The sequence below is a fragment of the Actinacidiphila sp. bgisy167 genome, from assembly GCF_057707665.1.
On record NZ_JBYIQP010000036.1, the window covers coordinates 25,501 to 37,861 of the forward strand.

The 12,361-nt window shown below is 71.8% G+C and carries 8 protein-coding genes; 4 read left to right on the forward strand and 4 right to left on the reverse strand.

Translation table 11 applies throughout. From position 1 onward, the window contains the following. Window positions 1–520 precede the first annotated feature (520 nt). Window positions 521–1,777 carry a formyl-CoA transferase gene (gene frc / locus AC3ET4_RS16165; RefSeq protein WP_431949813.1) on the reverse strand — a complete coding sequence of 419 codons (1,257 nt, stop codon included), beginning with the start codon at window positions 1,775–1,777 and terminating at the stop codon, window positions 521–523. Window positions 1,778–1,878: 101 nt separating this feature from the next. Next, window positions 1,879–3,630, reverse strand: a complete 1,752-nt coding sequence (gene oxc, locus AC3ET4_RS16170; protein ID WP_431949815.1) for an oxalyl-CoA decarboxylase — start codon at window positions 3,628–3,630, stop codon at window positions 1,879–1,881. A gap of 258 nt (window positions 3,631–3,888) precedes the next feature. Here oxc and AC3ET4_RS16175 point away from each other — a divergent pair, with 258 nt between their 5' ends. Further along, the gene (locus AC3ET4_RS16175) at window positions 3,889–5,529 is read left to right on the forward strand and encodes a FadD7 family fatty acid--CoA ligase (protein ID WP_431949817.1); all 1,641 of its coding nucleotides are present in this window, start codon (window positions 3,889–3,891) and stop codon (window positions 5,527–5,529) included. Here the strand turns inward: AC3ET4_RS16175 and AC3ET4_RS16180 are convergent. Both AC3ET4_RS16180 and AC3ET4_RS16185 read right to left on the reverse strand, forming a co-directional pair. Beyond that, on the reverse strand, window positions 5,522–6,454 hold the full coding sequence (locus AC3ET4_RS16180; RefSeq protein ID WP_431949819.1) for a LysR family transcriptional regulator: 933 nt from the start codon (window positions 6,452–6,454) through the stop codon (window positions 5,522–5,524). The genes AC3ET4_RS16175 and AC3ET4_RS16180 overlap by 8 nt on opposite strands. 417 nt (window positions 6,455–6,871) lie before the next feature. Continuing rightward, on the reverse strand, window positions 6,872–7,870 hold the full coding sequence (locus tag AC3ET4_RS16185) for a 2-dehydropantoate 2-reductase (RefSeq protein WP_431949821.1): 999 nt from the start codon (window positions 7,868–7,870) through the stop codon (window positions 6,872–6,874). A gap of 429 nt (window positions 7,871–8,299) precedes the next feature. On the opposite strand from AC3ET4_RS16185, the gene AC3ET4_RS16190 reads away from it, so the two are divergent. The 3 genes from AC3ET4_RS16190 (at window position 8,300) to AC3ET4_RS16200 (ending at window position 12,218) form a co-directional block, all read left to right on the forward strand. Beyond that, a complete protein-coding gene (locus tag AC3ET4_RS16190; RefSeq protein WP_431949823.1) occupies window positions 8,300–9,844 on the forward strand; it encodes a Re/Si-specific NAD(P)(+) transhydrogenase subunit alpha in 1,545 nt (514 codons plus the stop codon). Between the two features lie 6 nt (window positions 9,845–9,850). Then, the gene (pntB, locus tag AC3ET4_RS16195; protein WP_431949825.1) at window positions 9,851–11,323 is read left to right on the forward strand and encodes a Re/Si-specific NAD(P)(+) transhydrogenase subunit beta; all 1,473 of its coding nucleotides are present in this window, start codon (window positions 9,851–9,853) and stop codon (window positions 11,321–11,323) included. A 199-nt stretch (window positions 11,324–11,522) separates the two neighbouring features. Further along, complete coding sequence (locus tag AC3ET4_RS16200) at window positions 11,523–12,218, forward strand: GntR family transcriptional regulator (RefSeq protein WP_431949827.1); 696 nt, start codon at window positions 11,523–11,525, stop codon at window positions 12,216–12,218. The last annotated feature ends 143 nt before the right edge of the window (window positions 12,219–12,361 follow it).

The window sequence follows — 12,361 nt, forward strand, 5'->3', positions numbered from 1 at the left end:
GCGCATCTGATCAACCGTCACCTCTGCATCGCCTGCGAGGCTTTGAAGGGCGTCGATGGGGGTCATGGATCGCCGCACACGGAGGCGGGTATTCCGGCAAGCCACCACATCGCGGTAACTGTTCCGATATCTCCGGCCCAGATCACATGGACGAAACGTCGCCGTCTCACCGGCTTCATACAATCCCTTTGCCATGAAGTGCTGATGACAACGCACGCACCGGCAGCGTGTCGAGAGATGCCCCGGCGCGGGGGCCTCCGCGAGACGACAAGCCGGCCTCGGGGAATTCCTTCCGTCTGGGCCGCCCCCCATGCCGACGACGCCGTGCTTCCGCGCGGGTACTGCCCGACGACAGAGCCGGGCATCGGTCGGGGTCTCCGTCGTACCGAAACGGGGCGGAGACGCGGACGGAGACGGAGACACGGACGGAGACGGAGACACGGACGGAAGCGGACACACGGGTGCCCCGCGCGTGACGCTCGCGCGGGGCACCCGTGGGGCTGTGCGGGCCGAGGCCGGGTCAGACGATGATCTGCTTCTCCCGCAGAGCCGAGATCTCGTTCGCGTCGTACCCCAGGTCCGCCAGGACCTCGCTGCCGTGCTCGCCGAGCAGCGGGGCGCCCTTGATCTCCGGCTTGAAGTTGGAGAACTTGATCGGGCTGCCGACGGTCAGGTAGGTGCCGCGGCCCTTCTGCTCGACCTCGACGATGGTGCCGCTCCTGCGCATGTCGGGGTCCTCGGCGAGCTCCTTCATGCTGAGGACGGGCGCGCAGGGCACCTCCCACTTGCGCAGGATGTCGACCGCCTCGTACTTGGTCTTGTCGGCCAGCCACTTCTCGATCTCGCCGAAGATCTCGAAGATGTGCGACTGGCGCGCCTTGGCGGTGGTGTACTCCGGGTCGTCGACCCACTCAGGGTGGCCGATGGCCTCGGCCGTGCGCTTCCAGTTCTGCTCCTGGATCGTGAAGTAGATGTAGGCGTTGGGGTCGGTCTCCCAGCCCTTGCACTTCAGGATCCAGCCCGGCTGGCCGCCGCCGCCGGCGTTGCCGCCGCGCGGCACCGCGTCGCCGAACTCGCCGTTCGGGTACTGCGGGTACTCCTCCAGGTAGCCGACCTTCTCCAGGCGCTGCTGGTCGCGGAGCTTGACCCGGGTGAGGTTGAGGACGGCGTCCTGCATCGAGACGGAGACCTTCTGGCCCACGCCCGTCTTGTCGCGGTGGATGATCGCCGTCAGCAGGCCGATCATCAGGTGCATGCCGGTGTTGCTGTCGCCGAGGGCGGAGCCGCTGATGGTCGGCGGGCCGTCCCAGAAGCCCGTGGTGGACGCGGCGCCGCCGGCGGCCTGGGCGACGTTCTCGTACACCTTCAGGTCGTTCCAGGACGACTCCTCGTTGAAGCCCTTGACCGAGCCGAAGATCAGGCGCGGGTTGAGCTCGTGGATGTGGTCCCAGCCCAGGCCCATGCGGTCCATGGCGCCCGGCGCGAAGTTCTCGACGAGGATGTCGGCCTCGCGGATCAGCTTCTCCATGACCTCCTTGCCCTCGGGGGTCTTGGTGTTGATCGCCAGCGAACGCTTGTTGCTGTTCAGCATCGTGAAGTACAGCGCGTCGAGGTCCGGGTCGTCCCGGAGCTGGTTGCGCGTGACGTCGCCGCCCTGGGGACGCTCGACCTTGATGACGTCGGCGCCGAACCAGGCGAGCATCTGGGTGCACGCGGGACCGGCCTGGACCCCGGTGAAGTCGATCACCTTGATCCCGGCGAGCGGCTTTTCACTCATCTTCGCTTCCTTCGTGTCTGTGCGCGGGTGTGCGGTGCTGGAGAACGGTGCTTCGGGGGACGGGACCTGGCCCCCGCGGGGCGGTCACCGCGGTCACTGGGTCACTTCTTGGCCGGCACGATGTTGCCGACGGTGATCCCCTTGGGGTTGAGGTGGGAGATGTGGCCGCTCTCGGTGCCGGCCGAGGGGTCGATCACGCAGTCGATGAGGGCCGGGCCGCCCGAGGCGAGCGCCTCGGTGAGGGCGGCGGCGACCTCGGCGGGCGTGGTCGCCCGGTAGCCCTTGCCGCCGAACGCCTCGAACATCACGTCGTGGCGGGCCGCGGACATCAGCGTGGTCGGCGACGGGGCGTCGTCGTAGGGGTTGACGTCGTCGCCGCGGTAGACACCGCCGTTGTTCATGATGACGGTGACCACGGGCAGCTTGTAACGGCAGATCGTCTCGATCTCCATCCCGCTGAAGCCGAACGCGCTGTCCCCCTCGACGGCCACCACGGGCGCCCCGCTCTCGACGGCGGCCGCGATCGCGTAGCCCATGCCGATGCCCATGACGCCCCAGGTGCCGCTGTCGAGGCGGTGCCGCGGCACATGCATGTCGATCACGTTGCGCGCGATGTCCAGGGCGTTGGCGCCCTCGTTGACGAGGTAGGTCTCGGGGTGCTCGTGGATGACGTCGCGTACGGCCTTCAGGGCGCCCATGAACTGCATCGGGTGCGGGTCGGCCTTGAGGCGCTCGGCCATCTTGGCGACGTTCTGCGCCGAGCGCGCGGCCAGTTCCTCGCGCCAGGCGGCGGGGGTGGCGATCCGGCCCGGCTTGCTGCGCTCGTTGAGCGCCTCGACGACCGACTCGATGTCGCCGACGAGCGGCGCGGCGATGGGCTGGTTGCTGTCCATCTCCTTCGCCTCGATGTCGACCTGGATGAACGTGGCGTCGGGGTTCCACTGCGGTGCCTCGCCGTGGTTCAGCAGCCAGTTCAGGCGGGCGCCGACCAGCATGACGACGTCGGCCTTCTTCAGCGCCAGCGAGCGAGCGGTGGCCGCCGACTGCGGGTGGTTGTCGGGCAGCAGGCCCTTCGCCATGGACATCGGGACATAGGGGATGCCGGTGGATTCCACGAACTCGCGGATCTGCGCGTCCGCCTGGGCGTACGCCGCGCCCTTGCCGAGGACGATCAGCGGCCGCTGCGCGCCGGCCAGCAGCTCGATCGCCCGGTCCACGGCCTCGGGGGCGGGCAGCTGGCGCGGCGCCGGGTCGACGAGGCGGCTCAGGGTCTTCGCGCCCTCCTCGGCGTCCATGATGGAGCCGAGCACCGCGGCGGGGATGTCGAGGTAGACACCGCCGGGGCGCCCGGAGACGGCGGTGCGCAGGGCGCGCGCGATGCCGCGGCCGATGTCCTCGACCCGGCTGACGCGGTAGGCGGCCTTGCAGAACGGCTGCGCGGCGGCGAGCTGGTCCATCTCCTCGTAGTCGCCCTGCTTGAGGTCGACGAGGTGGCGCTCGCTGGAGCCGGAGATCTGCACCATCGGGAAGCAGTTGGTGGTGGCGTTGGCGAGCGCGACCAGTCCGTTGAGGAAGCCCGGGGCCGACACCGTCAGGCAGATGCCGGGCTTCTTGGTGAGGTAGCCCGCCGCGGCCGCGGCGTGTCCCGCGTTGCTCTCGTGGCGGAAGCCGATGTAGCGGATGCCCTGCGCCTGGGCGAGCCGTGCCAGATCGGTGATCGGGATGCCGACCACGCCGTAGATGGTGTCGACGTCGTTCATCTTCAGCGCGTCGACGACCAGGTGGTACCCGTCGGTGAGCTCGGCCGGCGCGTCGGCGTTCGCCACGGTCTCCAGTGGTGAGGGGGCGGTCATGGTCCGAGGTCCTCCTTGGGCAAGTCATGCGTGCGGCTGCTTCTCCCACCATCCGCAGCGCGCTCCCCCGCGTCCAAGACCTATCGGCGACCAGCCGATAGACAGCGTTTATCGACGCACGCCACAGGGCTCTTGAGGTGGGTTGATAGACCTTCGCTATCGAGCGTTCGGCAGCGCGTATTGGACGGGCGCGCAACGCCCCGCGCAGTCTCGCTGGGGACGGTTCATCAGACATCCCCGGCGCGAGGAGGTGCGGCCATGGCCGTTCCGGCCGCTGCATCCGTGCGCGACCCCGACCCGTACCGGCCTCCCGAGATCAGCGGGCTGACCGATCTCCTGGACGCCCATGCGCGTGGGCGTCCGTGCCGGACGGCGCTGATCGCCGGGCCCGACCGCGCGCGCATCTCCTACCGCGCCCTGGACGAGCTGGCCGCCGCCGTGGCCGCGCGCCTGACCGCCGCGGGGCTGCGCCCCGGGGACCCGGTCGGCCTCGTCAGCGCCAACACCGTCGAGTTCGTGGTGGCGTTGCTGGGCGGGGCGCGGGCCGGGCTGGTGGTCGCCCCGGTGGACCCGGCGCTGCCCGGGCCGCGGCTGACGGGCCGGCTGGAAGCGCTGGGCGTACGGGCCGTCCTGCTGGGGCCGGTCGCCGCCGGCGCCCCGGCGACGTCCGTGGGGCCCGGTGTCCCGGCGTGGACGCTGCGGGTGGACCTCTCCGGCCCGGCGACGGCCGTGCTGGAGACGGGCGCCCCGGCGTCGGAGACGCCGGCGCTCGCGCGGGGCGCGGCGGCCGAACTCACCACGCGGGACGCCCTGGTGCTGTTCACCGCGGGGACGAGCGACCGGGCGAAGATGGTGCCGCTGACGCACGGCAACGTGGCCGCTTCCGTGCGCGAGGTCTGCGCCGCGTACGAGCTCGGTCCGGGTGACGCCACGGTCGCGGTGATGCCCTTCTTCCACGGGCACGGGCTGTTCGCCGCGCTGCTGTCCACGCTGGCGAGCGGTGGCCGTGTGCTGCTGCCCGCGCGGGGGCGGTTCTCGGCACGCGCCTTCTGGGACGACATGCGGGCGGCGGACGCGACGTGGTTCACCGCGGTGCCGACCGTCCACGAGATCCTCCTGGAGCGGGCGGCGACGGACCTGGCGGACGCGCGGCTGCCGCCGCTGCGGTTCCTGCGCAGCTCCAGCGCGCCGCTGAACACGGCCACCCAGCGGGCGCTCGAACGCACCCTGGGCGCGCCGCTGCTGTCGGCGTACGGCATGACGGAGTCCGCGCACCAGGCGACGAGCGAGCCGCTGCCGCAGCACGGGCCGCTGAAGCAGGGCTCGGCCGGCCGGCCGGCCGGCGTGGATCTGCGGGTCCTGGACGCGGACGGGAAGCCGTGCCCGCCCGGCGTGGAGGGCGAGGTGTGGGTGCACGGTCCGCAAATGGCCCGCGGCTACCTCGGCAACCCGGGCGAGACCGCGCACGGCTTCGCCGACGGCTGGTTCCGCACGGGCGACCTGGGCTCGCTCGACGAGGACGGCCACCTGTTCCTCACCGGGCGCCTGAAGAACCTCATCAACCGCGGGGGCGAGAAGATCTCGCCCGAGTACGTGGAGGACGTCCTCGCCGGATGCCCGGGGGTCGCCGAGGCCGCGGTGTTCGCCGTGCCCGACGCGACGTACGGGCAGCGGGTCGGGGCGGCCGTGGTGCGCTCCGGCGCCGAGGCGCCCGGGGCCGAGCTGCCCGGGGCCGAGGAGATGCGGCGGTACTGCCGCGGCCGCCTGGCGCCCTTCGAGGTCCCCGACCGGATCGTGATCGTCGGCTCGCTGCCGCACACGGTGAAGGGAGGGCTGGACCGGGCAGCCGTGGAGCTGCTGTACGCGCGGGAGGACCCCGAGTGGCCCGGGCTCATCTGACGCGGTGCTCGGCCGGCAGCGGCTGGTCGAAGAACTCGTCGAGCGACAGCCCGGCGGCGGCGTTCATGAACGCCCGCGCCGCGACGGACCCCGGTGTCGCCGCGTGGATCGCGACGGAGACCTTGGCCCTGGCGTCCGGGTCGACCAGGCGCACGGCCCGCATCCTGCCGAGCGGCGGCATGGCCCGCAGCCAGGTGTGCGGGACGATGCTCGCGCACGCGCCGGCGCCCACGCTGGCGTAGAGGGCGGCCACCGAGTCCGTCTCGACCTGCGGGGTGACCACGACGCCGCTCTCGGCGAAGGCGTCGTCGATGACCTGGCGGATCCTCATGTCGGGGGTCAGCAGCGCGAGGGGCATGGTGGCCGCTTCGGCCCACCTCATGGTGTCGGTGTGCGGCAGCAGCTGGTCGCTGGAGGCGAGGAGCATGTACCGCTCCTCGTACAGCGGCATCATCTGCAGGTTCTCACGGTCGTGCGGCGCGAAGTGCGCGATCGCGGCGTCCAGCTCGAACGCGAGGAGCTGGCGGTGGAGTTCGGTGGTCGACAGCCGGGAGCGGACCTGGACCTTGGCCAGCGGGTGCGCGGCGCAGAACGCGGCGACGGGCAGGACGAGGGTGGTGGACGCGGTGGGTTCGGTGCCCAGCCTCAGGGTGCCGGTGATACCGGACTGGACGGCGGCCACCTCGGCCTTGAAGGCCTCCTGCTCGGCGAGGATCCGCTTGGCCCAGACCACCAGGCGTTCCCCCTCGGGGGTCAGGCCCTGGTAGTTGTGCCCGCGGTTGATCAGCGTGACGTTCAGCTCCCGCTCGAGCTTGGCTATCGCCGCGGACAGCGCGGGCTGCGAGACGTAGCAGGATTCCGCCGCCCGGGCGAAGTGCCGCTCCCTGGCGACCGCGACGAAGTACTCCAGCTGACGGAACAGCATGAACGACTCCTCTCTGCCTGGGGCCGCGGCCGCGCGCCGGCACGTCCTGCTGGAGTCGCAACGCCGCCGGGGCCGCGGGCCGGAACCCCCCGGGGGGTGACGAGCGTCCCCGGCAGGTCGGCGGCGGACGAGCTGGTTGCGGTGTGACCGGGCAAAGCCTACCGAGCCGGGTCGCGGCCCTCGTTCGTGCCCGCGAAGCCGGTGCGGGCGCCCGTCCGGGGCCCGGTCCCGCCGCCCACGGCGGGACCGGGCCCCGGAGGTGCTGCGGTGCGGACGCCCGGCGGTGGGCCGGCGGCCCGCGTGTGGTGCGGAATCGGGTGTCGCGGGACGGTCTCGTGTCACGGGACCGGTGGCAGGGTTGGCGCCACGCGTCGGTCGTCGGACCGGCGGTCGGGTGCGGGGCGGTGCGGCTACCGGCTACCGCGGGGTGCCGCCGTTCTCCTGGGCCGCGGTGACGCTGCGCGACAGCAGGTCGGTCGCGGCGTGCACCGCCCGCAGGTTGGGGGCCTCCGCGCCGGTGATGTCGGCCATCTCCACGACGGCCGTGACGATGGCGTCGAGTTCCAGCTGCTTGCCGGACTCGAGGTCCTGGAGCATCGAGGTCTTGTGGTGTCCCACCCCCTCGGCGCCCCGAAGCCGCTTCTCGATCGAGATGTCGGGGGTGCTGCCGACCCTGGCGGCGATGTCGAGCGTCTCCTCCATGAGATGGGTGACCAGCCGCCTGGTGGGCGGGTGCTTGCAGATCTCGACCATGGTCGCCCGGGTGAGCGCGCTGATCGGGTTGAACGCGACATTGCCCATCAGCTTGATCCAGATGTCGTCGCGCAGGTTCGGCTCCACCGGGCACTTGAGGCCGCCGGCGATCATCGCCTCGCTCAGCTGCGCGCACCGGTCGGAGACGCCGCCTCCCGGCTCGCCGATGGAGAACCGGGTGCCCTCCAGGTGCCGGATGACGCCCGGGGCCTCGATGACCGTGGCGGGGTAGACGACGCAGCCGATGGCGCGTTCCGGCGCCAGCACCTCGCTGGTGGCGCCACCGGGGTCCACCGCCTCGATGCGCCGCCCCTCGTAGGGGCCGGCCAGCTTGTGGAAGTACCACCACGGGATGCCGTTCTGACCGGCCACCACCGCGGTGTCGTCACCGAGCAGCGGTGCGATCAGCGGTCCCGAGGTCGCGTAGGAGTGTGCCTTCAGGCCCAGGAAGACGTAGTCGACGGGGCCGATCTCCTTGGGGTCGTCCGTGGCGTGGGGCCTGGCCACGAAGTCCCCGCGCGGGCTGTTCACCCGGACTCCGTGCGCCTGTATCGCCTGAAGATGCTCACCCCGGGCGATCAGGTGGACGTCGGCGCCACCACGGTGCAGTGCCGCGCCCACATAAGCGCCGATCGCACCGGCTCCGAGGACTGCGATTTTCACGGCGACTCCTCTCCGTTCGAAGGGGGAATGGATACTGTATGCAGTACTCTCTTGGGATGTACAGTCCCGCCACGGGAAGTCGCGCGCCCGGAAGCGGACAGCACGAACGTGGACCGCCGGCAGCCCCGCACACGGGTTGCGGCCGGCGCCCGGGCACGGGCCACCGCCGCGGTCGGACCGATGAACCGGGTCACACGAGCCCCGAACAGGTTGACGGAGCACCAAGCAGGGGAACGCTTCGCCGCACACGCGTCCCCGGCCCGCACGGCCGCACGGCCGCGCCGGGAGACAGGAGGCCGGGAGCTCGCACGCGGACGACCGCTCGGCCGGCCGCGGCGTCGTCTCGGAAGCGATGTCGGCCGGAAGCCATGCCGACCGGAGCCGACGGGAAGCGACGGGAAGCGACGGATGTCGACGAGAAGGAGAGCGATGTCGGATTCACCCCCTCAGCAGATCGGTGTCGTCACCGAGTCCACCGCCGGAGAGACGCGGGTGGCGGCCACGCCGGACAGCGTCCGCCAGCTGCTCGGCCTCGGCTACGAGGTCGTCGTCGAACCGGGGGCCGGCGCAGCCTCCGGCTTCCCCGACGAGGCCTACGCGGAAGCGGGCGCGCGGATCGGCGACGCCTGGCAGGCGGACGTGCTCCTCAAGGTCAACGCCCCCTCGCCGGAGGAGATCGAGAAGCTGCGCGACGGAACGACCCTCATCGGGCTGATCGGCCCGGCGCACAACCCCGAACTCGTCGAGGCGCTGTCGGCGCGGCCGATCACCGTCCTGGCCCTGGACGCCGTCCCGCGCATCTCCCGGGCCCAGTCGATGGACGTGCTCAGCTCGATGGCGAACATCGCCGGCTACCGCGCCGTGATCGAGGCGGCCCATGTCTTCGGGCGCTTCTTCACCGGACAGGTCACCGCCGCGGGCAAGGTGCCCCCCGCCAAGGTCCTGGTGGCCGGCGCGGGCGTGGCGGGGCTCGCCGCGATCGGCGCGGCCGGCAGCCTCGGCGCGGTGGTGCGGGCCACCGACCCCCGGGCCGAGGTCGCCGACCAGGTCCGCTCGCTGGGCGGGGAGTTCCTCGCCGTCGAGGTGGAGCAGCAGGCGAGCGGCGACGGCTACGCCAAGGCGACCTCCGAGGAGTACGACCGGCGCGCCGCGGAGATCTACAGCGAGCAGGCCAGGGACGTCGACATCATCATCACCACCGCGCTGATCCCCGGCCGCCCGGCCCCCCGGCTGATCACGGCGGCCGACGTGGCGTCGATGAAGCCCGGCAGCGTCATCGTCGACATGGCCGCCGCGCAGGGCGGCAACGTCGAGGGCACGGTCAGCGGGAAGGCGATCGTCACCGGCAACGACGTGACGATCATCGGGTACACCGACCTCGCGGGCCGGCTGCCCGCGCAGGCCTCGCAGTTGTACGGGACCAACCTCGTCAACCTGCTGAAGCTGCTGACGCCAGGCAAGGACGGCCTGCTGACCCTGGACTTCGACGACGTCGTGCAGCGGTCGGTCACGGTGGTGCGGGAGGGCGAGAAGACGTGGCCGCCGCCGCCCGTCAAGGTCTCGGCGGCGCCCTCCGGGCAGGAGCCGGCGCCGGTGGCCGCCGCGCCGAAGGCGAAGGAGCGCCGTCTGCCACCGGCCGCCCGCTACGGCATGATCGCCGCCGGCATCCTGGCGATGTTCCTGCTGATCGCCTTCTCCCCGGCGCAACTCGTCGGGAACTTCACCGTGTTCGCCCTCGCCGTCGTCATCGGCTACTACGTGATCGGCAAGGTCCATCACGCCCTGCACACCCCGCTGATGTCGGTGACCAACGCCATCTCGGGGATCGTGGTGGTCGGTGCGCTGCTGCAGATCGGCCACGCCGGTCCGGCCGTCACCGTGATGTCGGTCGTGGCGATCATGCTGACCACCGTGAACATCTTCGGAGGATTCGCCGTCACCCGCCGCATGCTCGGCATGTTCTCGAAGGGCTGAGGATCGATGAACGCAACCACGGCCGCACAGGCCGCCGACATCGTCGCCGCGCTGCTGTTCATCTTCAGCCTGGCCGGACTCTCGCAGCACCGCACCTCCCGCGCCGGAGTGGCGTACGGCATCGGCGGCATGGCGCTGGCGCTGGTCGCCACCGTCATCGCCGCCGCCCAGCACATCTCCGGTACCGCCGTCGTGCTGATCGTCGCCGCCACGGCCGTCGGCGGGGCGGTCGGCCTGTGGCGGGCGCGCCGGGTGGAGATGACCCAGATGCCCGAGCTCATCGCCGTCCTGCACAGCCTGGTCGGCCTGGCCGCGGTGCTGGTCGGATGGAACAGCTACTACGAGGTGGAGGCGCTCGGCGCCGCGCAGACCCGCGTCGCCGGCGACCTGCTCGGCGTCCACCACGCCGAGGTGTTCATCGGCATCTTCATCGGCGCGGTGACCTTCACCGGCTCCATCGTCGCCTTCCTGAAGCTGTCGGCGCGGATCAAGTCCCGTCCGCTGACGCTGCCGGGGAAGAACGTGCTCAACGTGGGGGCGCTGGCCGCGTTCGCGGCCCTGACCGTGTGGTTCACCGTCAGCCCGCACCTGGGCCTGATGATCGCGGTCACCGCCCTGGCCCTCGCGCTCGGCTGGCACCTGGTCGTCTCGATCGGCGGCGGTGACATGCCGGTCGTCGTCTCGATGCTCAACAGCTACTCTGGCTGGGCCGCGGCCGCCGCCGGCTTCCTGCTCGACAACAACCTGCTCATCGTCACCGGCGCGCTGGTCGGCTCCTCCGGCGCCTACCTGTCGTACATCATGTGCAGGGCGATGAACCGGTCCTTCCTCTCGGTGATCGCCGGGGGCTTCGGCGTCGAGGCGGGGTCAGGCGGCGGCGAGGAGCAGGGCGAGCACCGCGAGACGACCGCGGAGGAGACGGCCGAACTCCTGGAGAACGCCACATCGGTGATCATCACGCCCGGATACGGCATGGCGGTGGCGCAGGCGCAGCACCCGGTGGCGGAGCTGACGCAGGCGCTGCGGCGGCGCGGGGTGCGGGTGCGCTTCGGCGTCCACCCGGTGGCCGGCCGGCTGCCCGGGCACATGAACGTGCTGCTCGCCGAGGCCAGGGTGCCGTACGACGTCGTGCTCGAGATGGACGAGATCAACGACGACTTCGGCGGCACCACGGTGGTGCTCGTCATCGGGGCCAACGACACCGTCAACCCGGCCGCGCTGGAGGACCCGTCGAGCCCCATCGCCGGCATGCCGGTGCTGCGCGTGTGGGAGGCGGAGAACGTCGTCGTCTTCAAGCGGTCCATGTCCTCGGGGTACGCGGGAGTGCAGAACCCGCTGTTCTTCCGGGAGAACAGCCGCATGCTCTTCGGCGACGCCAAGGAGAGCGTGGAGGCCATCCTGCGCTCGCTGAGCACGCCGGAACCCGGCTCCACCGCGGCCCGCGGCCTGCGAACCGACCAGCAGCCCGCCCCGGCCTGAGCTCCCCTCACCCACGGCGGTGGGGCGGGGAGGCACGGCCTCCCCGCCCCACCCGCTGTGCGCCGGTGCACGCGCCGTCACCTCCCGCGCGCCGTCGTCCCGCCGTTCCGCACCAGCCAGTCCCGCGCACCACGTCTGGTTGCATACCAAAATCTGTATTCTTGGCATTGTGCAAAGAACTCAGCCGACAGGGGGGCTCATGCGCGAGACACATACCGCTGCGGCCATCGTCCGGGTCGCCAGGCCGGCGCCACTGCGCCAGGCCGTCTACGAGGCCCTGATCGACCTGATCGTGGGCGGCGCCCTCCGGCCGGGGCAGCACCTGGTCGAGGGCGAACTCGCCGACCACCTCGGCGTCAGCCGCCAGCCGGTGCGCGAGGCCCTGCAACGGCTGCAGACCGACGGCTGGGTCGACCTGCGCCCCGCGCAGGGCGCCTTCGTCCACTCCCCCACACAGGAGGAGGCCACCCAGCTGCTCAGCGTCCGCGCCGTGCTGGAGACCCACTCCGCGTACGGCGCCGCGCTGCACGCCACGGACGCGGACGTGGCAAGGCTCTGGGAGCTGCAGGAGGCCGGCATCGCCGCCCTGGCGGCGGACGACGCCCTCGGCATCGTCGAGGCCAACGCCGTCCTGCACGGCTTCATCACCGAACTGTCCCGCAACCAGGTCCTCGCGGAGCTGATCCTGCAGGTCGACCGGCGGGTGCGCTGGTACTACACGCCCATCGCCCGGCCTCGCGGCCGGGACGCCTGGAACGAGCACGCGGCCATCATCGAGGCGATCGCCCTGGGCGACGCGGGGCGTTCCGAGGAGCTGATGCGCCGCCACACCCGCAACACCACCGACTTCTACTGCCGCCAGATCGCCGCCGCCGTCGACGCCGGGCGGGCCTGAGGTCCGCCGCGGGGAGCGCCGGCGGTCCGGGCGCGGACGCACCTGGACCGCCGTCTCGAGGGAGGGGACGGGCCCTCGCCGTCGCGTGAGGACGGGCGGGGCCGGTCGGAGCAGGGAGCGCACCCCACCGACCGGCCCCGCCT